Origin of the sequence: Actinacidiphila paucisporea, assembly GCF_900142575.1 — a bacterium.
Classification (GTDB): domain Bacteria; phylum Actinomycetota; class Actinomycetes; order Streptomycetales; family Streptomycetaceae; genus Actinacidiphila; species Actinacidiphila paucisporea.
In genome coordinates this window covers 355,585-378,502 of sequence record NZ_FRBI01000002.1, presented here as the reverse complement: position 1 = coordinate 378,502, position 22,918 = coordinate 355,585, and the positions used below count along the sequence as shown (strand labels likewise).

Here is a 22,918-nt window from a genome sequence, read left to right as displayed (position 1 = left end):
GCCTCATTGCCGGCGGGGCTGGTCCTCAGTCGCCGGGCGGGCTTGGTTTGCGCGGGCCCTCAGTCGCCGGGCGGGCTTGGTTGTGGCACGGCCCCCCGCGGGTCCTCAATCGCCGGGCAGGCTCGGCTTGGTGGGGGGCTCCGTCGGGGTCCAGTGGCGGAGGGCGGCGGACTCCAGGGCGATCTGGGAGGTCAGGGAGGACAGGTCGTCGGTGGTGGCGTGGTGGGCGCGGTCCTGGGCCGCCCAGCGGAGGGTGTCGGCGGAGTGGGTGACGTCGTGGACGCGGGTGGCGAGGTCCGGGAGACGGGCCGCGACGCGGGACTTGTCGGGCTCGCGTTCCAGGAGTTTGAGTTCGCCGTCGAGGGCGCGGGCGTGGTCGTTGAGGCGGGCCAGCAGGCCGGCGGCCTCGGCGAGGGCGGCGTCGTCGGGATGGCGCTCGTCCAGGGCGGCGAAGGTGGCGTCGATGGCGGTGCGCAGGTCGATGCGCAGTTGGGCGACCTGGCCGCCGATGCCCGGTGTCGTGTAGCGGCGGGCCTTGAGCTGGGCGTCCTCGACGGCCCTGCGGGCCTGGGCGGCGCCGCGGGCGACTCCGCGCTTGACCGAGCGGACGGTGCGTACCGTCGCGACCGTGGCCAGCGTCGCGAAGACCAGCACGAGCAGGAGGGTGATGATGCCGACGATTTCCACGGGCGGCTCCTCCTGAGGATCCTCAGCGCGACGGGCGCGACGGGCTGCTCCTCCACGGTAACCGCACGGGGCAGGCCGGTGGAATCCGGTGGATCCCCCGGCCTGCCCTTAGGGGGCGCGGCGTCTGGAGCCCGGCGGCCCTCAGATGACGCGCACAACGCCCATGACGCACATGACGCACATGACTCAGATGACTCAGATGACGATGTTGACCAGCTTCGGTGCCCGCACGATCACCTTGCGCACCGTCTCGCCGGCCAGTGCCGCGGCGATCGCCGGGTCGGCCAGTGCCAGGGCCTCCAGCTCGGCCTCGGGGATGCTCGGGGAGACCTCCAGGCGGGCCTTGACCTTGCCGCGGATCTGGATGACGCAGGTCACCGCGGGGTCCTGGGCCAGGTCGGGGTCGGCGACGGGGAAGTCGGCGTGGGTCAGCGAGCTGCCGTGGCCCAGCTTGGACCACAATTCCTCGGCAATGTGCGGAGCCAGCGGGGCGATCAGCAGCACCAGCTGTTCCGCGACCGTACGCGGCACGGGGGCGGCGGCCTTGGTCAGGTGGTTGTTCAGCTCGGTGATCTTGGCGATGGCGGTGTTGAAGCGCAGCTCCGCCATGTCGCCGCTGACGCCGTCGATGGCCTTGTGCAGGGCGCGCAGGGTCGCCTCGTCGGGCTCGGCGTCGGAGACGGTGACCTCGCCGGTCGTCTCGTCGACCACATTGCGCCACAGCCGCTGCAGCAGCCGGTACTGGCCGACGACCGCCCGCGGGTCCCAGGGCCGGGAGACGTCCAGTGGGCCCATGGCCATCTCGTACAGCCGCAGCGTGTCGGCACCGTATTCGGCGCAGATCTCGTCGGGCGTCACCGCGTTCTTCAGCGACTTGCCCATCTTGCCCAGCAGCCGGGAGACCTTCTCGCCCTCGTAGTAGTACGCCCCCTCGCGCTCCTCGACCTCGACGGCCGGGACGGCGATACGCCGTGGGTCGCGGTAGACGTACGCCTGGATCATGCCCTGGTTGTACAGCTTGTGGAACGGCTCGAAGGACGAGATGTGGCCCAGGTCGTACAGCACCTTGTGCCAGAAGCGGGCGTACAGCAGGTGCAGTACGGCGTGCTCGGCGCCGCCGACGTACAGGTCGACGCCGCCGGCCGGCTGGCCGTCGCGCGGGCCCATCCAGTACGCCTCGATGGCCGGGTCGACCAGCCGCTCGCTGTTGTGCGGGTCCAGGTAGCGCAGCTCGTACCAGCACGAGCCGGCCCAGTTGGGCATGGTGTTGGTCTCGCGGCGGTACGTGCGCGGGCCGTCGCCCAGGTCCAGCTCGACGGTGACCCACTCGGCGTTGCGGGACAGCGGGGTCTCCGGCGAGGTGTCGGCGTCGTCCGGGTCGAAGGTGCGCGGGCTGTAGTCGTCGACCTCGGGCAGCTCGACGGGCAGCATCGAGTCGGGCAGGGCGTGCGGGACGCCGTCCTCGTCGTAGACGATCGGGAAGGGCTCGCCCCAGTAGCGCTGGCGGCTGAACAGCCAGTCGCGCAGCCGGTAGTTGACGGTGCCCTCACCGATGCCGCGCTCGGCCAGCCACGCGGTGACGGCGGCCTTGGCCTCGGCGACGCCCAGGCCGTTCAGCGAGATGCCGGACCCGGCGGAGTTGATGATCGTCGCGTCGTACGACACGAAGGCGTCGTCCCAGGTGGCGGGGTCGGTGCCGCGGCCGTCGGTCGGCTCGACCACGCAGCGCATGGGCAGTTCGAAGGCGCGGGCGAAGGCGAAGTCGCGGGTGTCGTGGGCGGGGACGGCCATGATGGCGCCGGTGCCGTAGCCCATCAGGACGTAGTCGGCGATGAAGACCGGGACGGGGTCGCCGCTGACCGGGTTCACGGCGAAGGCGCCGGTGAAGACGCCGGTCTTGTCCTTGGCCTCGGCCTGCCGCTCGACGTCGGACTTCGAGGCGGCCTGCTTGCGGTAGGCGGCGACCGCGTCGGCGGGCGTGGCGTGGCCGCCGGTCCACACCTCGTGGGTGCCCTCGGGCCAGGCGGCGGGGACGATGGCGTCGACCAGCTGGTGCTCGGGCGCCAGCACCATGTACGTCGCCCCGAACAGCGTGTCCTGGCGGGTGGTGAAGACGGTGATGGCGGCGTCGCCGACGGCGGAGGCGTCGGAGCCGTGCACGGGGAAGTCGACCCGGGCGCCCTCGCTGCGGCCGATCCAGTTGCGCTGCTGCAGCTTGATCGCCTCGGGCCAGTCCAGCAGGTCCAGATCGTTCAGCAGCCGGTCGGCGTAGGCGGTGATGCGCATCTTCCACTGCCGCAGGTTGGCCTTGAAGACCGGGAAGTTGCCGCGCTCGGAGCGGCCGTCCGCGGTGACCTCCTCGTTGGCCAGCACCGTGCCCAGGCCCGGGCTCCAGTTGACCGGCGACTGGGCCGCGTAGGCCAGCCGGTAGCCGCCCAGCACCTCGGACTGCTCGGCGCCGGTCAGCTCGGCCCAGGGGCGGCCCGACGGGGTGGCGCGGGTGCCGTCGGCGAACTGGGCGACCAGGTCGGCGATGGGGCGGGCGCGGTCGGCGGCCTCGTCGTACCAGGAGTTGTAGATCTGCAGGAAGATCCACTGCGTCCAGCGGTAGTAGTCGGGGTCGATGGTGGCGAAGGAGCGGCGGCGGTCGTGGCCCAGGCCCAGCCGGCGCAGCTGTTGCTGCATGGTGACCATGTTGGCCTCGGTGGAGACCCGCGGGTGGGTGCCGGTCTGCACGGCGTACTGCTCGGCGGGCAGGCCGAAGGCGTCGAAGCCCAGGGTGTGCAGCACGTTGTGCCCGGTCATGCGCTGGAACCGGGCGTAGACGTCGGTGGCGATGTAGCCCAGCGGGTGGCCCACGTGCAGTCCCGCACCCGACGGGTACGGGAACATGTCCATGATGAACTTCTTGGGCCGTGCCGCCAGCTCGGGGTCGGAGTCCAGGTCGCCGCTGGGATTCGCCGCGGCGAAGGTGCCGTCGGCCTCCCAGCGGTCCTGCCAGCGCCGCTCGATGTCGGCGGCCAGCTCTGCGGTGTAGCGGTGCGGCGCAGCCGTCTCGGCGGCCGGGGTGGTGTCGCTCATCGTCCTCGGTACTCCATCGATGTCATGACGGCTGCTGCGGCCCGTCTCTGCCTGTGGTCCTGCCTGCGGTGGAAACAAAAAAGCCCCTCACGCAGGAGGGGTGCCGCACCGACGTGGTCCGTTGTCAGCGCGGCTCGCTAAGCAGGAGGCTCATGGCTCGCATGCGGTCAGGTTACCGCAGCGGGTACGGCCCCCGCACCGCCGAACGCGCCGTCCCCTCGGCGCGGCCCCCGGCACATGAGTGCGGCCCCCGCACCTTTCACGGTGCGGGGGCCGCGTGACTCGCGGAGCTGTCCCTAGCGCGTGCGGTTGGGCAGCGAGGAGGTGACGTAGCCCTTGGCGGGCGTGCCCACTCCGGTGACGTCGTCGTATCCGGGGGTGGCATGCAGCGAGGCGTCGGCGCCGAGCGTACGCAGGGACACGATGGTGCCCTCCGAGGCGTCGAACGCGTTCGCGTAGTCCACCCGGACCTCGGCGATGCCCTGGCCCTGACCCAGCGGGTGGTCGGTGACGTCGTGGTAGACCGGCGTCCCGTACTTGTCGTAGATCAGCGGGTTCGCGAAGCCGATCGCGATACCGTGCCTGGCCTGCTGTGCGAGGGCCTGGACGCCGGCGATGACCGGTGCGGCCAGCGACGTGCCGCCGATGCGGTACGTGCTGTACTGCAGCGACCCGTCGGGGTACGACTGGGTCTGGCCGACCAGGAAGCCGGTGTTCGGGTCGGCGACCGCCGCGATGTCGGGCTCGACACGCTGCTTGACGGTGCCGCCGTTGGCGAGCGCCAGCGAGTCAGGGACCACACCGCGCTGGTAGAACGGCTGGTCGTAGAACTTGCTGGTGCCGCCGCCCGCGCCGGAGGTGTAAGGGCCGGGGAAACCGGTCCAGGACTTTCCGTCGGCGGACAGCGGGGCTTTCTTGGTGCCCCAGCCGGTCTCCCACTCGTACTTGTCGTTCTTGCCGACCGCCAGCGAGGTGCCGCCGACGGAGGTGGCCCATGGGGAGTTCCCGGGGGTGTCGGCCTGCTTCACACCGGTGGACGCGACGTTGTCGCCCGCGTCGCCGGAGGAGAAGTAGAAGCCGATGCCCTCGACAGCGCCCTGCTGGAAGACCTGGTCGTAAGCCGCCGCGATGTCCGGCGTCTCGTTGGCCTCGACGTCGCCCCACGAGTTGGACACGATGTCGGCGAGGTGGTTGTCGACGACCTTGTTCAGCGCGTCGAGCAGGTCGTTGTCGAAGCAGGAGGCACCGCCGACGTAGACGATGTCCGCGTCGGGGGCGACCGCGTGCACCGCCTCGACGTCGAGGGTCTCCTCGCCGTACCAACCGCCGGCGTCGCAGTCGACCGTGCTGTTGTAGTCCGCCGGCAGGACCTGGGAGAGCTGGCCGCTCTTGTACTTCTGGCCGCCCGTGTCCTTGGCGTAACGTGCCGCGTCCTGCGCAATGTACGGCGAGGCGTAGGCGTCGGTAATGGCCACCGTCACGCCCTTACCGGTGTACTTGCCCGCGCCGTACGCGGCACGCAGCTGGTCGCCGGTGTAGCCCTTGATCGCGTAAGGGGCCTTGCCGCCGTAGGCGTCCGGGAACTTCGGGTCGGTGTTCGAACCGAAATACGTGGAGAAAGGCCCGGAGTTCTTGAAGACGTCTCCGGGAGGCGGCAGCTCCTCGTCGTGGCTTGACTTCTTGGGTGCCGTGTCCAGGCCCGTGACGGTGAGCACCGCGCCGTGCAGCGAGGCGGGAGCGGTGGCATTGCCGGTCGGGGCGCGGTAGGTGTGCCCCGACTTGCTGAAGTTGTGCAGCTGGGTGCCGAACGCCTTCTCCGCCGCGGCCACGTCACCGGTGACGGTGAGGTAGTGCTGGTTGGCGCCGGTCACCTTCAGGCCCGCGGAGCGCAGCCAGGCGGTGACCTCGGAGACCTGCTCCTTGGTCGCGCCGTAGGCGGCCTGCGTCTGGGCGGCCGTCAGGTAGTGGCCGTAGGTGGCCGAGTTCGGGTCCGACACGGACTTCGCGTAGGCCGCGAGGCCCTTGGCGTCCCTGCCGGCCAGGTAGACCCGGACCGTCACCTTGGCGGAGTCGGCCGTGGCGCCCTTGTCCGCCTGGGCGGTGGCCCACTGCGGCTTGGTGCCGGACAGGGTCTGCCGTCCGGCGGACGGGTCGGCCGACGCGGACTGGGTACCAAGCGCGAGCGCGCTGGCGACCAGTGGCAGCGCTGCGGCGGCCACCAGTCCTACGCGCGTCCTTTTGCGCTCAAATCTCATGTAACCCCCATGCGAAGCGAGTTGTCGCGTTAGTCGCGTTGGTCGCACACTGCGGTGTCGCCGCTATGCGTACACGCCGTACCGCAGAGCGATACTCTTTCGCTGATCGGTTCATGTCAGGGGCACGAAACACCCAAGAGCAGGTCAAGGAATGACCACCTCCCCTACCGCCCCTGATCACCGGGCAGATCGACGTTAGCAGCGCGGGACTTGGCCCGACAGGGGGAGAAATCCCGCCTCGGTGGGGCAATCGCACCGGCCTCGGTCGAGGAATCACGGGTCATTTGACACGGCGTCGGGTCCGCGTGAGCCGCCGCGTGTCGCGGCAGACACGGAGCGACATACGAGACGACCGCCTCGTCACGGAGGGCCCGGTGGTATACGGCCCGGCGCCCGACGACCGCCGCCGCACCGATCGACCCAGGGCCCGGCGTCACAGGTGGGACAGCACGTTGACGACCCGTCCGTGCGGGTCCCGTACGAAGAAGCGCCGCACGCCCCACTCCTCGTCCTGCAAGGGGTGCACGATCTCGGCGCCGCTCCCCCGCACCACCTCGTACACCGCGTCGACGTCGTCCACTTCCACGCTCACGTCGGCGACGACCGGCGCGGTCCGGTCCGCGGCCATGAAGCTGACCTGCGCCCCCGGGTGCGCGGGCGACGCGAGCGTCACGACCCACCCCAGGTCCATGGCCTCCTCGAACCCGAGCAGCCCGTAGAAGCCGCGGCTCGCCGCCACGTCCTCCGACCGCACGTTGGGCACCACACGGCGAACGCTCACAACCACTCCCGATCCGTGACGTCGACAACCCGTGGCATCCCGGTCATCCCACGGCTAAGCTTTTCCCATGATCTCCGGACCCCACTGACCGAACCGCCGTCCGCACCGCGCGGACCACGGTCGCTCACGTCCCGTCTGCTCCGGAGTCCCCCATGTCACGCCCCGTCAGGGGCAGCGCGTCCTATCGCGCTGTCCTCGCGCTGCCGCACGCCCGCGCGCTCTTCGCCACCGCCACCCTGGCCCGCCTCTCCTACGGCCTGCTGTCGCTGCCGCTGCTGCTCGCGGTACGCGCCGGCACCGGCTCCTACGCCGTCGCCGGCGCCGCCGCCGGACTGTTCGGCCTGACCTCCGCGGTCCTCGGACCGTACCGATCCCGCCTGGTGGAGCGCCGCCGGGGCACGCTGCCCGCCCTGACCGCCGTCTACGGCACCCTCCTCGGCTGCCTCGCCGCCGGGTCCGCGCTCGGCATGCCCGCGGGGCTCGCAGTGGGGCTCGCCGTGCTCGCGGGCGTCTTCCCGCCGCCCGTGGGACCGCTGATGCGGACCCGCTGGGGCGAGATGGCCGGCAGCGACGCCCAGCGGCAGGCCGCGCTGAGCCTGGACGCCGTCACCGAGTCCACGGTCTTCGCCGTCGGCCCGGTCCTCGGCGGCCTGCTGACGGCCGCGACCTCCGCACCGCTGTCGCTCGCGGCCACCGCGGCGGTCGCCTGCACCGGATTCACCGCCTTCGCGGCCGTCCTCGGGCCGGCGGCGAAGGCGCCCGCGCGGGCGGACGGGCGGACAGAAGGGCGGCGCCGGCCCGGACCGCCGGCCGCGCCCGGCTTCGGCGCGCTGCTGCTGACGGTCCTCGGCAGCGGCACCGCGCCGGCCTTGGCCGAGGTCGGCATCGTCGCCGCCCGGGGCGCGGCCGTCGCGGGTCCGCTGATGGCCCTGTGCGCGACCGGCGGCGCCATCGGCGGCCTCGTCTACGGCCGCGTGCGCTGGAGCGCCGCACCGCGGCGCCGCCTGCCGGCCCTCGGCGCCCTCGCCGCCGCCTGCTACGCGCTGCCCGCCGCGGCGCCCGCCCTGGCCGCCGTCGCCGTCGGCCTGCTGCTGGCCGGCGCCTGCTCCGACACCCTGATGATCACCGCCTACCTCCAGGTCGACACGCTGATCCCGGCCGGCTCACGCACCGAGGCGAGCGCCTGGATCAACACCGCGTACAACCTGGGCAGCGCCATGGGCTCGGCCGTCGCCGGGATCATGATCTCCCGCTACGGCCCCGCCCCCGCCTTCCCGACCGCGGCCGCGGTGCTCGCCCTCTCGACCGGGCTCGCGGTCCTGCTCCGTACCCGGCGCGCGGCCGTACGCGTCACGGCCGGCGGCGACCTGCCGCTGTGACGGCACCGCGCGGAGGGTGCTTCCCCTGACCTGGAAGCACCCTCTTACCGGGTGGGCCCTGTCCCCGGGCTCCAGCCTCGGCGTCCAGCCCGGACGACCTCACGGGGGTGCGGGCGGCGAGGCTCCTCGCGAGGCGCAGCCAAGCAGGAACGACAAAGGGCGAGGTGGCTCGCGCTTTCCGCGAGCACACTCCGCCCTCGACCTTGTGGAGCTACGGGGAATTGAACCCCGGACCTCTTGCATGCCATGCAAGCGCTCTACCAACTGAGCTACAGCCCCGCAACGGTGCCGGTATGCCCGGCGACCTGGGGTTACTTTACACGCCGGAGGGGCATGGGCCGCAAATCGTTAGCCGGGGCAGCGCCTGTCCGCAGTGGACGCGGCACGGGTGCGGGCAGCGGCCGCAGGCACGGGTGCCGGCCGCAGGCCGCAAGCACGGGTGCCGGCCGCAGGCCGCAAGCACGGGTGCCGGCCGCAGGCCGCAAGCACGGGTGCCGGCCGCAAGCCGCAAGCACGGGTGCCGGCCGCAAGCCGCAAGCACGGGTGCCGGCCGCGGCGATATTCATGAAGTGTCAACAATTAGGGTCGACTTCGCGGGTTACGGTGGCTGCGGCCGAGTGGACGAGAGGGGTGGAGACCGCTGTGACCACCGCGTTCGACCCGATTGACCTGGGCGGAAACCGGTTGGCGAACCGGATCGTGATGGCGCCGATGACGCGCAGCCGGGCGTACGGGCCGGGCCTGAGCCCGACCGCGCGCACCGCGGAGTATTACGCACAGCGCGCGTCGGCGGGGCTGATCGTCACCGAGGGGACGCAGCCGTCGGCCACGGGGCAGGGGTATCCGGACACGCCGGGGCTGCACAGCGCCGAGCAGGTGGCCGGCTGGCGGCGGGTGACCGACGCCGTGCACGCGGGCGGCGGGCGGATCTTCGTGCAGCTGATGCACACCGGGCGGATCGGGCACAGTTCGCTGCTGCCCGGCGGCCAGCGGCCGGTGGGCGCGTCGGCGGTACGGGCCAAGGGCAGCGTCTACACCGCCGCCGGGGCGCAAAAGTTCGAGGAGCCCCGGGAGCTGACCGAGGAGGACATCGCGCAGACCGTCGAGGACCACGCGGCGGCCGCGCGGAACGCGGTCGCGGCCGGCTTCGACGGGGTCGAGGTGCATGCCGCCAACGGCTATCTGGTGCACCAGTTCCTGGCGCCGAACTCCAACCTGCGCACCGACGGCTGGGGCGGCTCGCCCGAGCGCCGGGCGCGGTTCGCCGCCGAGGTGGTCACCGCCGTCGCGGACGCGATCGGCGCGGAGCGCACCGGCCTGCGGATCTCGCCCGGCAACCCGCTGGGCGACATCGACGAGCCGGACCCGGAGCCGACGTACACGGCGCTGCTGCGCGCCCTGGAACCGGTCGGCCCCGGGTATCTGCACGTCGTGGAGACCGGCGAGCGGTCGCTGACCCTAGAGCTGCGCAAGCGCTTCGCGGGTGTGCTGATCCTCAACGCCAGGACGCAGGGCCGCCCCTCGGGGCCGGAGGAGCTGGCCCTGGTCGAGGACGGCACCGCCGACATGGTCTCCTACGGCGCCCTCTTCCTCGCCAACCCCGACCTCCCTCGCCGGCTCCGGGCAGGCGGCCCGTTCAACACCCCGGACCGGGCCACGTATTACGGCGGCGACGACCGCGGCTACACCGACTATCCGGCGCTGGACGCGTAAAAGGGCGCGGGGGGCCGGGCATCGCCCGGCCCCCCGCGCCCGCAGATCAGGCCCTGCGCCGCCGTCCCAGCGCCACCGCCGCGCCCGCCGCCGACACCGCGGCCAGGGCGACCGAGGTCACCGCGAACGCGTGCGCCGAGGAGTGGGCGCCAACGTCGAGCCGGTTGAGGTAGAGGGTGCCGAGCGCGGCCACGCCGATCAGCTGGCCGAGCTGCGTCACCGTGGCCAGTAGCCCGCTGGCGTCGGCCGCGTCCTGCGGGGCGACCGTGAAGAGCGCCAGCGTGAAGGTCGGGCTGAAACCGAGGCCGAGCCCGGCGCCGAGGGTCAGCAGGCAGACGTAGAGTCCGGCGCCGCCGTCACCGCCGCCGCGCAGCGCCAGGCCGAGGCCCGCGAAGGAGGCGGCGGCGATCAGCAGGCCCGCCCCCGGCAGCCAGGAGCGCCAGGACACCGGCAGCCGGCGCCAGGTCAGGCCGACACCGCCGAAGCTGACGGCCGCGAAGGCGAAGGCCAGACCGGTGCGCAGGGCGCTGAAGCCGAGCGCGGACTGCAGGTGCAGGGCGACCGCGAAGAGGAAGCCGGCGTTGACCGCCATCGTCGTCATGATGACGACCGCCGCCCGCAGCATGCCGGGCGCCCGCAGCACCCGCGCCGACACCAGCGGGGCGCCCCCGCGCCGGGCGAGCCGCGCCTCCAGCGCCATGAACAGGCCGAACAGCAGCACGCTCAGGCCGAGGCACACCCAGCCCCACATCGGCCAGCCCTCCTCCTGCCCGAGCACCAGCGGCACGGTGAGCAGCGTGACGGCCGCGGCCAGCACGGTCAGGCCCGGCAGGTCGAGGCCGCGGCGCCGCGCGGGGTCGCGGCGGTCGTCCCTGGGCAGCACCCGCGGGGCGATCAGCAGCAGGGCGGCCCCGATCGGCACGTTGACCAGGAAGACCGGCCGCCAACCGGCGCCGAACAGGTCGGCGCTGACCAGGATGCCGCCCAGCGACTGGCCGAGTGCGGCGCCGGACGCCAGCACGGCGGAGTAGACGCTCATCGCCCGGGTCCTGGCCTCGCCGACGAAGGTGAGCTGCAGCAGGCTGAGCACCTGCGGGATCATCAGCGCGGAGCCGGTGCCCTGGACGAGGCGGAACCCGATCAGCTCCCCGCTGTTCTGGGCGAGGCCGCAGGCCAGCGAGGCGGCGGTGAAGACCGCGAGCCCGGTGACGAAGAGCCGCCGGTGGCCCAGCAGGTGGCCGAGCCGCGCGCCGGTGATCAGCAGCACCGCGTAGGAGATGGTGTAGCCGGCGATGACCAGTTGCAGCGCCGCGCCCGAGGCGTGCAGGTCGGTGCGGATGGTCGGGGCGGCCACGTTGACGATGAAGACGTCCAGCAGGGCCATGAACTGGCCCATGAGGATGGTGGCGAGCAGCAGGCCGGCCCGGGGCCCTGCCCTCCCGGGCTTCGTGGTCCCGGAATCGGCGGCGGGACCGGAGGCAGTGGCGGGGCCGTGCAGGGTGGCGGGGCCGGCGACGGTGGTGGTGCCCGGCATGGCGGGGCGCGGGGCGAGCGGTGCGGTCGCGCCGTTCAGTACGGGATTTCTCATGCTTCGAGCCTGGGGGCCCTGCGGTACGGGTAACGAGAGCCCGGTGATCCTGGTACTGCCAGCACCTGGCAGGGGTCGCGGGCGTTGGGGAGGATGACCGTATGCCCCGTTCACCGGCAGTGCCCCGTACACCTGCCCCTACGGCTCTCGCCGCGTCTACCTCCACCCCTACGCCTGTCCCCGCCCCGGCCGGCGGCCAGGCCGCAGCGCGCAGGAACGGGTCCGCCCGGCGCACCGAGCTGGCCGCCTTCCTGCGCAGCCGCCGGGCCAGGATCACCCCGGAGGACGTCGGCATGCCGCCCGGCCTGCGGCGCCGCACCCCGGGGCTGCGGCGCGAGGAGGTCGCGCAGCTCGCCGGTGTCGGCGTGACCTGGTACACCTGGCTCGAACAGGGCCGGCCGATCAACGCCAGCGTCCAGGTGCTCGACGCGGTGGCCCGGGTGCTGCACCTGGACGCCACCGAGCGCGAGCACCTCTACCGGCTGGCCGGCATCCCGTTCGTGAGCGAGCCGGACTCCGACGCGGAGGTCGTCGGCGAGGAGGCGCAGGGCGTCCTGGACTCGCTCAACCCGCTCCCCGCGGCGATCTACAACGCCCGCTACGACGTCCGCGCCACCAACGCGACCTATCGCACGCTGTGGCCGCTGACCTCGGTGGTGGCGCGCTGGGAGCGCAATGTGCTCTACAAGCTCTTCACGGTGCCCGAGTGCTGCCTGACCTTCGTCAACAGCGCGGAGGAGCTGCCGTGGATGGTGGCCCAGGTGCGCAGGAGTTACGGGCGGCACGTCGGTGAGCCCGCGTGGGAGTCCTTCATCGCGCTGCTGGTCAAGGAGAGCCCTACCTTCGCGCAGCTGTGGGCGAGCGGTGACGTGGCCGCGCCGGGCAAGCGGCTCAAGTCCTTCCGGCACGAGGGCATCGGCGTGATCAACATGACCTCGATGTCGCTGAGCATCGACGGGATGGCCGAGCACCGCTTCGTGGTGCACACCCCGGCCACCGAGGAGGACCGGCTGCGGATCGAGCGGCTCCGGCAGATCGAGGACCCGATCGTCGGCTGCTCCTACCACGGCCGGCCGCTGTCGGTGATCATGGCCGAGCGCGCGGCCGCGGCGGCCGTCGCCGACTGCGACGCTTAGCGGCGCGCGAACGACCCCCAGGGGGTGCGGGTGGCGAAGCCCCGCCGCGCGAGGCGCGGCCGAACAGAAACGACGAGGGCGAAGTGGCTCGCGCTTTCCGCGAGCACACTCCGCCCTCGATCTTGTGGAGCTACGGGGAATTGAACCCCGGACCTCTTGCATGCCATGCAAGCGCTCTACCAACTGAGCTACAGCCCCGCGTCAGCCCGGGTCTCCCCTGACGACGTGAAGAAGCATAGCCGGTGGGTGGACCGGAAACGAAATCGGCTCTGCCGGGCGCCGGGGACGGGCCCTACGCGTCGTCCCCGAGCACCGGCTCCGGCAAAGTGCCGGCATTGTGCTCGGTCAGCCGCCAGCCGCGCGCGCCCTCGCCGAGGACCGACCAGCAGCAGTTGGACAGGCCGCCCAGCGACTCCCAGGTGAGCGGGTCGAGGCCGAGCAGCCGGCCGATGGTCGTACGGATCGTGCCGCCGTGGCTGACCACGACCAGCACCCCGCCGTCGGCCAGCTCGTCCGCCGCGGCCAGCACCACGGGGGCGGCGCGGTCGGCGACCTCGGTCTCCAGCTCGCCGCCGCCCCTGCGCACCGGCTCGCCGCGCTTCCACGCGGCATACTGCTCGCCGTACGAGGCCAGGATCTCCTCGTGGGTCAGACCCTGCCAGCGCCCGGCGTACGTCTCCTGGAGGCCCTTGTCGTACGTGACGGGCAGGCCGGTGAGCGCGGCCAGCTCGGCGGCTGTCGCGGCGGCACGGCTCAGGTCGGAGGAGACGATGGCGTCGGGCGAGAGGGCGGCGAGCAGCCGGGCGGCGCGGCGGGCCTGGGCGACACCGGTCTCGGTCAGCTCGATGTCGGTGTTCCCCTGGAAGCGCTGCTCCAGATTCCACGCCGTCTGGCCGTGCCGCCACAGCACGATCCGGCGGCCCCTGCCGCTGGTCTGCCGGTCCTTTCGGCCGTTCAGCTGAGGCTCCCGTCCTCGTCCGCGGCGGCGGTGGCCGCGGCGTGCTCCTTGCCCTTGCCCCGGGTGGCGACCGCGTCGTCGGGCAGCGCGATCTCGGGGCAGTCCTTCCACAGCCGCTCCAGAGCGTAGAAGACCCGCTCCTCGGAGTGCTGGACGTGCACGACGATGTCGATGTAGTCGAGCAGGACCCAGCGGCCGTCCCGCTCGCCCTCGCGGCGGACCGGCTTGACGTCCAGCTCCTTGAGCAGCGTCTCCTCGATGGCGTCAACGATAGCCTTGACCTGCCGGTCGTTCGGCGCGGACGCGACGAGGAAGACGTCGGTGATGGACAGCACGTCGCTGACGTCGTAAGCGATGATGTCGTGCGCGAGCTTGTCGGCGGCGGCCTGTGCGGCGGCGCGGGTCAGCTCGATGGAACGGTCAGTGGCGGTCACAGAAACGGCTTTCCGGTCGGGGGCTGGTCTCCTTCAAGGGTCTCACGACCCTCCGACAGCCCCCGACCGGTTTTCGATCACCGCCGCGCGGTCACTGCGTCGGCGGCAGCTTGTAGTCCTTGCCGAGCGTCACCGCGATGTCGGCGTTGGCCGGCACCTTGCCCTTCTTGACCGCGGTCGGCGGCAGCCCCAGCGTGGCGGCCACATCCTTGGCGGCGGCGAGCCGGGCCGCGTCGGTGTAGAGCACCTCGGAGGCGGACTTGACCGAGCCGCCCTTGCCGCCGGAGACGTAGGTGTACGTGCCGCCGTTGACGATCGCGGCCTGCGCCATCGGGGCGGCCTTCGCATTGCCCGTCGCGTCGCTGATCAGGACCCGCGCCTGGGTGGTGCCCGCGGACTGCTTGACCGTGCCGCCGAGCACGTCCTTGACGACCGAGTCGGTGTCCTGGCTGAGCGTGCCGTCCTTCTGCACCGGCAGCAGCGTGGTGCTGTAGGCACCGGTCTTCGCCAGGTCGGCGAGCTGCGCGAGCGACGCGCCGAGCTGCTTGTCGGTGAGCGACGGGTCGAGGATCTGGCTGAGCGACTGCACGGTCCTGGTGGCGCCCGCGGCGTCGCTCGGCATCTTCTTGAGCACCGCCTGCATGACCTGCCCGAAGCGGCTGAGCTGCTTGGTCTGCGGTTCGCCGGCGGCCCGGTAGGTGGCGTACGCGACGGCCGCCTGGCCGGTCAGCTCCTGCTGCCCGCCCTTCTGGACCAGCGTCCTGCCGCTGTCCTTGCCGGTGCCCTTCACCGCGGTGTCGGTGTCGACGTAGACGTCGCCGAGCGCGTCGACCAGCAGCTCCAGATACGGGCTGTCCAGCCGCCAGCTGCCCTTGATGTCGGCGCCGAGCAGGGTGTTCAGCGCGTCCCTGGTCGGCCCGATGCCGTCCCCGACGGACTTGTCCAGGGAAGCCGCGGTGCCGTCGTCCGAGGCCACCGACAGGGCGTTCGGCAGCAGCACGGTGGTGCCGCGGCCCTTCGTGCTGTTGTCCACCAGCAGCGCGGTGTCGCTGGGGCCGCCGTCCACCGGGATCAGGTGCACGACGATGACGTCGCGCTTCTGCGGGCCGCCGGCCGCGGCCTGCGCCGCCTTGGACTTGCCGACCCCGGGCAGTTTGCCCGCCTGCCACAGATAGCCGGTGGCGCCGAGCAGCGCCAGCACCAGCACCACGACCAGGCCGACCTTGCGGTTGCGCCCGCGCCGCTTGGCCTCCTCGCGGCGCTCGGTACGCGACTCGGAGAACTTGAGCCAGTCGATGACCTCCTCGGACTGCTCGGACTCCTCGTCGACGAACGCGAACATCTCGGTCTGGTAGCCGGCTCTGGGCGCCCCACCGGCCGGGGACGCCGCGGCGGGTTCGGCCTCCGTCGGGGCAGGCTGCCGGCCGGTGTCGTACACCGCGTGCTGGCCGGTGTCGTACACCGGCTGCTGACCTGTGTCGTAAGCGGGCTGCTGGCCGGTCTCGTACACCGCGTGCTGGCCCGCGTCGTAAGCGGGCTGCTGCCCGGTCTCGTACACCGGCATCTGCCCGGTCCCGTACACCGCGTGCTGGCCCGTGTCGTAGACGGCGTGCTGCCCGGTGTCGTAGACCGGCTGCTGGCCCGTGTCGTACGCCTGCGGCTGCTGCTGCGGGGGCTGCTGCTCGTAGTACGGCGGCTGGGGCTGCTGCGGGATCCAGCCCTGCTGCTGGCCCTGGCCGCCGCCGTAGGTCTGGTACGGGTCCTGGTAGCCGGGCTGCTGCGGCACCTGGGGTGCCGGCGGCGCCTGCTGCTGCACGGGGTTGCCGTACTGGTCGTAACCGTAGGACTGCTGCTGGTAGTAGGGGTCCTGCGGGTAGGGGTCCCTCTCGTCGTCGGGTCCGCCCTCGGCATATTGCCAACGGGGGTTTGCGTCGTTCACGAGGAACCCCTTCACCTGCTTCGTTTCGCGGCGCCTGCTACCCGGAAGCGTCCCGGTAGAGCGCGCGCTTGTCGATGTAGCGCACCACCCCGTCCGGAACCAAGTACCAGACCGGATCCCCCTTGGCCACCCGCTGGCGGCAGTCCGTCGAGGAGATCGCCAGTGCCGGGACCTCCACGAGCGATACTCCGCCCTCGGGGAAGCCCGGGTCCGACAGAGTATGCCCAGGACGTGTGACGCCGATGAAATGTGCGAGCGAGAACAGCTCCTCGGCATTGCGCCACGAGAAGATCTGCGACAGCGCGTCCGCGCCGGTGATGAAGAACAGCTCGGCTGCCGGGTGCTCGGCCCGCAGGTCGCGCAGGGTGTCGATGGTGTACGTGGTGCCGGCGCGGTCGATGTCGCTGCGGCTGACCGAGAAGGTCGGATTCGACGCGGTGGCGATCACCGTCATCAGATACCGGTCCTCGGCCGCTGACACCTGCCGGTCGCTCTTCTGCCAGGGCTGCCCGGTCGGCACGAAGACCACCTCGTCGAGGTGGAAGAGGCTCGCCACCTCGCTCGCCGCCACCAGGTGCCCGTGGTGGATGGGGTCGAACGTCCCGCCCATCACACCGATGCGGTGCTTGCTGTCGGACATGGCGCTGTCGGGCACGGTGCCGGTCAGTCCCGGTTGAAGCGGGTGACCAGCCACAGCAGGATCAGCAGCGCGCCGAGCGCGCCGAAACCGGTCAGGTACGGGCTCAGGCTGGGGTGGTGGCCGCCGTTGTCCTCGGCGAGGGTGGTCAGTGCGGAGACTGCGAGGGGCGACATGTCAGCGGGACCCTTTGCGAAGTCGGGGACGGGCGGGAAGACTCTGCGGACATCGTACGGGCGGCCCTGCGGGAACTTCGCGCAGGCTCTGCGCGTCCAGAGTATGTACCGGTGGGCTACCAGGGGGTTGGGCCAGTATGTCCGAGTCGAACGGACCGAACGACGATCGCGTGAGTACAGAGAAGCTGCCGGGACGCAACCGCAAGAGATTCCCTGACATCTCCTCACGTGCCTACGAGCACCCCGCGGACAGGTCCGCGCTGGTGGCCCTGCGCAAGCTCACCGGCTTCGACACGGTCTTCAAGGCGCTCAGCGGACTGCTGCCCGAGCGCAGCCTGCGACTGCTCTTCCTGTCGGACTCCGTCCGGGTCAGCGACGAGCAGTTCGCGCATCTCAACGCGATGCTGCGGGACGCCTGCTACATCCTGGACCTGGAGAAGGTCCCGTCGATGTACGTGACGATGGACCCGCAGCCCAATGCCATGTGCATCGGCATGGACGCGCCGGTCATCGTCGTCACCACCGGCCTGGTCGAGCTGCTGGACGAGGAGGAGATGCGCGCGGTCATCGGCCACGAGGTCGGCCACGCGCTGTCCGGGCACTCGGTCTACCGGACGATACTGCTCTTCCTCACCAGCCTGGCGCTGCGCGTCGCGTGGATCCCGCTGGGCAATCTGGCGATCCTGGCGATCATCACGGCGCTGCGCGAGTGGTTCCGCAAGTCGGAGCTGTCGGCCGACCGGGCCGGGCTGCTGGTCGGTCAGGACCTGCAGGCGTCGATGCGCGGCCTGATGAAGATCGCCGGCGGCAACCACCTGCACGAGATGAACGTCGACGCCTTCCTCAAGCAGGCCGACGAGTACGAGGCGGCCGGCGACCTGCGCGACTCGGTGCTCAAGATCCTCAACGTGCTGCCGCGCAGCCACCCCTTCACCACCATCCGGGCCGCCGAGCTGCGCCGCTGGGCGGCCACCCGCGAATACCAGCGGCTGATGGACGGGCACTACCCGCGGCGGACCACCGACAAGGACGCCTCGGTCTCCGACGCCTTCCGCGACTCCGCGAACCACTACGCCGACACGGTGAAGAAGAGCAAGGACCCGCTGATGGGTCTGATACGCGACATCACCAACGGCGCGGGTGACGTCGGCGGCAAGCTGCGGGACCGCTTCACAGGAGCCGGGACGTCGCAGGCGACCGCGGAACGGCCCGCGGAGTCAGCAGCGGACCCCGACGCGACGCCGGACGAGGACCAGCCGGAGAGCCCGCTGCCGTAGCCGCGGTGGCCGCGGGCGCCGTCACCGCGGGGGTCGTGGCCGCGGGCGTGGTCGCCGTGGCCGTCGGCTGCGGTGGGCCCTCGACGCCGGTCAGCGGCGCACAGACGGCGCCCGGCGGGTGGGCGCGGTCGTAGGGGTCGGCGCCGGTGACGGCGCCCGGCGCGGCGTGCCCGGCCAGTATCGGCCGGAAGTAGCTCTCCACCTCGGCCGAGCAGGCCAGCGGCCCGGCCGCGACGTCCGCCTGCACCACCTCGATGTGGTGCCGCCGCAGCTCCTCGTGGTCGAAGTGGAAGCGCAGCTGCCGCCGTACGGTGAACAGCGACACCGTCCTGTCCGGGTCGGACGAGCCACGGATCGCGTAGACGTAGGTGTGGTCGGCGGTGAGTTCCAGGTGGTCGTCACCGGTCTCCGACGCCGTCCAGCTGCCGTTCACCCGGATGCCCTGGTCGTCGCCGACCAGCTCCACCCGCACCGCGGGGTCGGGATCGAAGCGCACCAGCCAGCCGGTGACCTCGTGGGAGCCGTCGGCGGCCGGAGCGCTGAGGCTGTCCTTGAACTGGTCGACCTGGCTCGGGTCGAGCAGTTCCAGCACGTTGCGGATGTCGCCGCCGGTGACGGTCGCCGCTTCGAGGGCGGAGTCGCTGATGAAGTCCACCGCCGTGTCGTAGCCGGCGCTGACCTCGCTGCGCGAGTAGTCGCCGATCGGGTGCATCGACGTCGGCACGTTCAGCCCGGCGAGGCCGGTGCGGTAGCCGGCGGCGGCGGTGCCGGCGAAGGGCACCCTTGGGGAGACGGCGGGCACGGTGCCGCCGGGCACCAGGGGGATCACCGTGACGCGCAGCTGCTCGCCGGAGTCGGCGTCCCGCTCCTCGTAGGGGTGGCGCACCCCCATGTAGATCGCGAAGCCGAAGGCCAGCACGATCAGCAGGACCAGCGCCACCGCCTGGCGGGCCAGGCCGCGGGGCAGCACATGGCGGATCCGCACCGGGTGGTCGGCGTCGTCCTGCCGCTCACGCGCGGAATACTCCTGGATCCGGGCAGCCCTCACGAACGATTCGTCGAAGACGACGGATCGGTATTCGTCCTCACCGCCTCCTGAGGCGCCCTCGGGCATGCCCTCAGGGGGCTCTCCAGGCCCGCTCATATCACAAGGTTAAGGCTGCGGGCTCGGGAATAAACTCCCCAGTACCGGTGGAGTTGACATGGGATCAGGGCGCCGGGGTGCTGGCGACCGGGGGGAGCAGCCGGCCGCCGACCGGGCTGCCACTGGACGGCGGGGGGTCCGCCGGCTGCCGGGTGGCGCCGCCCGCGCCGCGGTAGACCGCGGCGAAGGTGAGGGCGACCACTCCGATGCCCATGACCACGGCAAGAGCCCAGGCCACCGGACGGTGCCAGCGGGTGCTGCTGCCGCGGTAGGGGTGCCCGGCGGCGTAGAGCGGGTCGGTTTCCGGGAAGTCGGTGTCGTCGCCCGGCTCGGCGGCGGCCGAGCGCGGGTTTCTGCGCCGCCCGGGCCAGCCGGGCGGTAGCGCGGGACCTTCGGCGACGGCCAGCATCCGTTCCCGGGCCGTGGGCTCGTGGAACAGAGCAGACCGTACGAATTCTTCGTCGAGGACTACGGAGGCGAATTCGTCATCGTCCGGCATCTGTCCAGAGTAATGCGGAAGTTGGCCCTTTGGGCAGGGGAATCCCACGCGGCTGCGGGCGGACCGTTCACCCGGATGGCGCAGTCCCGCCGCCGGCCGGCCCGCCGCAGGTCAGCGGATGTGCCCGTCGCCGGTGACGATGTACTTGGTGGAGGTCAGCTCGGGCAGCCCCATGGGGCCGCGGGCGTGCAGCTTCTGGGTGGAGATGCCGATCTCGGCGCCGAAGCCGAACTGGCCGCCGTCGGTGAAGCGCGTCGAGGCGTTCACCATCACCGCGGCCGCGTCGACCAGCTGGGTGAAGCGGCGGGCCGCGGGCTGCGAGGTGGTCACGATCGCCTCGGTGTGGCCCGACGACCACAGCCGGATGTGCGCGACCGCAGCGTCCAGCGAGTCCACGACGCCGGCGGCGATGTCGTAGGACAGGTACTCCGTCTCCCAGTCCTCCGCGGTCACCGGGACCACGGTGGCCTTGCTGCCGGCCGCCTCGGCCGCGGCGACCACCAGCGGGTCGCCGTGCACGGTGACGCCGGCCTCGGCCAGCGCCTCCAGGGCGCGGGGCAGGAAGCGGTCGGCGATGTCGCGGTGCACCAGCAGGGTCTCGGCGGCATTGCAGACGCTGGGCCGCTGGGCCTTGGAGTTGACCAGGATCTCCACGGCCATGTCGAGGTCGGCCTCGGCGTCGACGTAGACGTGGCAGTTGCCGGTGCCGGTCTCGATCACCGGGACGGTGGAGCCCTCGACGACGGTACGGATCAGGGCGGCGCCGCCGCGCGGGATCAGCACGTCGACCATGCCGCGGGCGCGCATCAGCTCGGTGACCGACTCCCGGGTCTCGCCCGGTACGAGCTGCACGGCGTCCGCGGGCAGCCCGGCGCCGCCGACCGCGTCACGCAGCACGGTGACCAGGGCGGTGTTGGAGGCGTACGCGGAGGACGAGCCGCGCAGCAGCACCGCGTTGCCCGATTTCAGGCACAGCGCGGCGGCGTCCACGGTGACGTTCGGCCGGGCCTCGTAGATGATGCCGACGACGCCCAGCGGGACCCGGACCTGGCGCAGGTCGAGCCCGTTCGGCAGCGTGGACCCGCGCAGCACCTCGCCGACCGGGTCGGGCAGCCCCGCCACGTGCCGCACGTCGGCGGCGATGGCGGCGATCCGCTCCCGGGTGAGCCTGAGCCGGTCGATGATCGCCGGGCTGGTGCCCTCCTGCTCGGCGCGGGCCACGTCCTCGGCGTTCGCCGCGACGATCTCCTGGGTACGGACGATCAGCGCGTCGGCGATGGCCAGCAGCGCGTCGTCCTTCGCGGACCGCGGCAGTGGGGCCAGCTCCGCCGCGGCGGATTTGGCGCGGTAGGCCGCGAGCAGCACGGGGGACTTGGGGAGCGGCGAGAGCAGGTCCATGCGTGCAGCGTACTCAAGGGCGCGCTCGCGCCACCGCGGTCTCTCGGCGGAGCGGTCGGAAGGATCAGAAGGGGTGGACGCCGATCGGGACAGCGGGGGCCGGGGCGTGGCCGGCGGCCAGCCGCTGGTGGTAGGTCGCGCGGTCGATGACTTCGAGGCCGACGGTCTCCCAGGGGGGCAGGCCCGCGGTGGAACGGTGCTCGCCCCACAGGCGCAGCGCCAGGGCGGCGGCGTCGTGGACGTCCCTGGCCTCCTCCCAGTAGCGGATCTCCGCGTGGTCGGGAGCGTAGCGGCTGGTCAGTAGGAAGGGGTGGTCGTTGGCCAGCTGTTCGAGGCTGCGGCGCAGCTCGGTCAGCGGTGTCAGCGGACCGGCGACACTGAGCGTGACATGCCACAGCCGGGCGGCGGTACGCTCCTGCGGCCGTGACTGGTGCGGCACGACGGCGGCGTCCGGCGCCTCGCGGTCGACGCTGACCAGCGCGCGCTCCGACGAATTCCTGGTCACTGGCACTGGGCGCCCTCGTTTCACCGGCGGCCTCCCTGTGGGTTGCGTTCGCTGCCCCGCCCCGCCCGCACCGAGGGTCGCGAACATGGCGTCGGCAGGGACGTACCTGCGCATCGCATCCTCATCAAAGTTGACCAGGCTCCGGCAGGCGGCGGGGGCGTTTTCCGCAAGAAGCCACCGACGAGGTCAGCTCGGCAGCCCCTGCCGCCGCAGCAGCACCAGGTCGTCGCGGTGCACGACCTCCCGCTCGTAGGCGGGTCCCAGCTCCGCCGCCAGCTCGCGGGTGGAGCGGCCGAGCAGCCTGGGCAGCTCGCGCGCGTCGTAGTTGACCAGGCCGCGGGCCACCGCGACGCCCGACTCGTCGACCAGGTCCACCGGGTCGCCCGCGGTGAAGTCGCCCTCCACCCCGGTCAGCCCGGCGGGCAGCAGCGAGCTGTGCCGCTGGGTGACCGCGCTGACCGCGCCGGCGTCCAGCCGCAGGGCGCCGCGCGGGGCGGAAGCGTGCGCGAGCCACAGCAGCCGGTCCGCGGAGCGCTTGCCGGTGCGGTGGAAGTGGGTGCCGGTGGGGCGGCCGGCCAGCGCGTCGGCGGCGTGCACGGCCGAGGTCAGCACGACGGGGACGCCCGCGCCGGTGGCGATGGCCGCGGCCTCGACCTTGGTGACCATCCCGCCGGTGCCGACCCCGGCCCGGCCGGCGCTGCCGATGGAGACGCCCGCCAGGTCCTGCGGCCCGGTGACCTCGGCGATCAGGCTGGTACCCGGGGTGCGCGGGTCGCCGTCATAGAGGCCGTCGACGTCGGAGAGCAGCACCAGCAGGTCGGCGCGCACCAGGTGGGCGACCAGGGCGGCGAGCCGGTCGTTGTCGCCGAAGCGGATCTCGTCGGTGGCGACGGTGTCGTTCTCGTTGACGACCGGCAGCGCGCCCATCGCCAGCAACTGGTCCAGGGTGCGGTAGGCGTTGCGGTAGTGGGCGCGGCGGCTGATGTCGTCGGAGGTGAGCAGCACCTGGCCGACGCGGATGCCGTAGCGGGCGAAGGAGGCGGTGTAGCGGGCCATCAGCAGGCCCTGCCCGACGCTGGCCGAGGCCTGCTGCCTGGCCAGGTCGCGCGGCCTGCGGGACAGGCCGAGCGGGGCGAGGCCGGCGGCGATGGCGCCGGAGGAGACCAGTACGACCTCCCGGTCCTCCCGTGCCTTGGCCAGCACGTCGACCAGGGCGTCGACCCGGTCGGCGTCCAGCCCGCCGGCCGCCGTGGTCAGCGACGAGGAGCCGACCTTGACCACGACTCTGCGGGCCTCCACCACGTCCTGCCGTGCCGCCGTCGTCACGTACG

19 protein-coding genes and 2 tRNA genes are annotated in these 22,918 nt (G+C 72.2%); 4 read left to right on the top strand and 17 right to left on the bottom strand.

The window, feature by feature from the left end; translation table 11 throughout:
• Positions 1–105: 105 nt before the first annotated feature.
• The 4 genes from BUE44_RS04755 to BUE44_RS04740 form a co-directional block, all read right to left on the bottom strand.
• Complete coding sequence (locus BUE44_RS04755) at positions 106–687, bottom strand: hypothetical protein (protein WP_073494018.1); 582 nt, start codon at positions 685–687, stop codon at positions 106–108.
• A gap of 195 nt (positions 688–882) precedes the next feature.
• Positions 883–3,768 (bottom strand): leucine--tRNA ligase, encoded by a 2,886-nt coding sequence (gene leuS / locus BUE44_RS04750; RefSeq protein ID WP_073494016.1) that lies wholly within the window; start codon positions 3,766–3,768, stop codon positions 883–885.
• A 296-nt stretch (positions 3,769–4,064) separates the two neighbouring features.
• Positions 4,065–6,023 (bottom strand): S53 family peptidase, encoded by a 1,959-nt coding sequence (locus BUE44_RS04745; protein WP_073494014.1) that lies wholly within the window; start codon positions 6,021–6,023, stop codon positions 4,065–4,067.
• 433 nt (positions 6,024–6,456) lie between these two features.
• Positions 6,457–6,804 carry a VOC family protein gene (locus tag BUE44_RS04740; protein WP_073494012.1) on the bottom strand — a complete coding sequence of 116 codons (348 nt, stop codon included), beginning with the start codon at positions 6,802–6,804 and terminating at the stop codon, positions 6,457–6,459.
• Between the two features lie 152 nt (positions 6,805–6,956).
• On the opposite strand from BUE44_RS04740, the gene BUE44_RS04735 reads away from it, so the two are divergent.
• A complete protein-coding gene (locus BUE44_RS04735; protein ID WP_073494010.1) occupies positions 6,957–8,183 on the top strand; it encodes an MFS transporter in 1,227 nt (408 codons plus the stop codon).
• A 206-nt stretch (positions 8,184–8,389) separates the two neighbouring features.
• Here the strand turns inward: BUE44_RS04735 and BUE44_RS04730 are convergent.
• Positions 8,390–8,462, bottom strand: a tRNA-Ala gene (locus BUE44_RS04730).
• A 363-nt stretch (positions 8,463–8,825) separates the two neighbouring features.
• Here BUE44_RS04730 and BUE44_RS04725 point away from each other — a divergent pair.
• Entirely contained in the window at positions 8,826–9,896 is a 1,071-nt protein-coding gene (locus tag BUE44_RS04725; protein ID WP_073494008.1) for an alkene reductase, read from the top strand.
• A gap of 46 nt (positions 9,897–9,942) precedes the next feature.
• Here BUE44_RS04725 and BUE44_RS04720 read toward each other — a convergent pair whose 3' ends face one another.
• On the bottom strand, positions 9,943–11,430 hold the full coding sequence (locus BUE44_RS04720) for an MFS transporter (protein ID WP_200804342.1): 1,488 nt from the start codon (positions 11,428–11,430) through the stop codon (positions 9,943–9,945).
• Between the two features lie 155 nt (positions 11,431–11,585).
• On the opposite strand from BUE44_RS04720, the gene BUE44_RS04715 reads away from it, so the two are divergent.
• A complete protein-coding gene (locus BUE44_RS04715) occupies positions 11,586–12,620 on the top strand; it encodes a helix-turn-helix transcriptional regulator (protein ID WP_079189487.1) in 1,035 nt (344 codons plus the stop codon).
• Positions 12,621–12,745: 125 nt separating this feature from the next.
• On the opposite strand, the gene BUE44_RS04710 is transcribed toward BUE44_RS04715, so the two are convergent.
• The 6 genes from BUE44_RS04710 to BUE44_RS37770 all read right to left on the bottom strand — a co-directional run bounded on the left by BUE44_RS04710 (position 12,746) and on the right by BUE44_RS37770 (position 16,764).
• Positions 12,746–12,818: transfer RNA gene (locus BUE44_RS04710), tRNA-Ala, on the bottom strand.
• Positions 12,819–12,912: 94 nt separating this feature from the next.
• The gene (locus tag BUE44_RS04705; protein WP_073494545.1) at positions 12,913–13,578 is read right to left on the bottom strand and encodes a histidine phosphatase family protein; all 666 of its coding nucleotides are present in this window, start codon (positions 13,576–13,578) and stop codon (positions 12,913–12,915) included.
• The gene (rsfS, locus tag BUE44_RS04700; RefSeq protein ID WP_073494006.1) at positions 13,575–14,012 is read right to left on the bottom strand and encodes a ribosome silencing factor; all 438 of its coding nucleotides are present in this window, start codon (positions 14,010–14,012) and stop codon (positions 13,575–13,577) included. The genes BUE44_RS04705 and rsfS overlap by 4 nt, the downstream gene beginning before the upstream one ends.
• A 91-nt stretch (positions 14,013–14,103) precedes the next feature.
• Entirely contained in the window at positions 14,104–15,951 is a 1,848-nt protein-coding gene (locus BUE44_RS04695; protein WP_073494543.1) for an LCP family protein, read from the bottom strand.
• A 37-nt stretch (positions 15,952–15,988) separates the two neighbouring features.
• Positions 15,989–16,591 (bottom strand): nicotinate-nucleotide adenylyltransferase, encoded by a 603-nt coding sequence (gene nadD, locus BUE44_RS04690; RefSeq protein WP_073494541.1) that lies wholly within the window; start codon positions 16,589–16,591, stop codon positions 15,989–15,991.
• Positions 16,592–16,614: 23 nt separating this feature from the next.
• Positions 16,615–16,764 (bottom strand): hypothetical protein, encoded by a 150-nt coding sequence (locus tag BUE44_RS37770; protein ID WP_200804329.1) that lies wholly within the window; start codon positions 16,762–16,764, stop codon positions 16,615–16,617.
• Between the two features lie 137 nt (positions 16,765–16,901).
• On the opposite strand from BUE44_RS37770, the gene BUE44_RS04685 reads away from it, so the two are divergent.
• The gene (locus BUE44_RS04685) at positions 16,902–18,041 is read left to right on the top strand and encodes a M48 family metallopeptidase (protein ID WP_073494004.1); all 1,140 of its coding nucleotides are present in this window, start codon (positions 16,902–16,904) and stop codon (positions 18,039–18,041) included.
• Here BUE44_RS04685 and BUE44_RS04680 read toward each other — a convergent pair.
• The 5 genes from BUE44_RS04680 to proB all read right to left on the bottom strand — a co-directional run bounded on the left by BUE44_RS04680 (position 17,935) and on the right by proB (position 22,868).
• Positions 17,935–19,185 carry an SCO2583 family membrane protein gene (locus BUE44_RS04680; RefSeq protein ID WP_200804328.1) on the bottom strand — a complete coding sequence of 417 codons (1,251 nt, stop codon included), beginning with the start codon at positions 19,183–19,185 and terminating at the stop codon, positions 17,935–17,937. The genes BUE44_RS04685 and BUE44_RS04680 overlap by 107 nt on opposite strands.
• Before the next feature lie 64 nt (positions 19,186–19,249).
• Positions 19,250–19,684 (bottom strand): SCO2584 family spore wall biosynthesis protein, encoded by a 435-nt coding sequence (locus tag BUE44_RS04675; protein WP_073494000.1) that lies wholly within the window; start codon positions 19,682–19,684, stop codon positions 19,250–19,252.
• A gap of 111 nt (positions 19,685–19,795) precedes the next feature.
• A complete protein-coding gene (locus BUE44_RS04670; protein WP_073493998.1) occupies positions 19,796–21,082 on the bottom strand; it encodes a glutamate-5-semialdehyde dehydrogenase in 1,287 nt (428 codons plus the stop codon).
• Positions 21,083–21,146: 64 nt separating this feature from the next.
• Entirely contained in the window at positions 21,147–21,611 is a 465-nt protein-coding gene (locus BUE44_RS04665; RefSeq protein WP_073493996.1) for a hypothetical protein, read from the bottom strand.
• Positions 21,612–21,773: 162 nt separating this feature from the next.
• A complete protein-coding gene (proB, locus tag BUE44_RS04660; protein WP_456049209.1) occupies positions 21,774–22,868 on the bottom strand; it encodes a glutamate 5-kinase in 1,095 nt (364 codons plus the stop codon).
• Positions 22,869–22,918 lie beyond the last annotated feature (50 nt).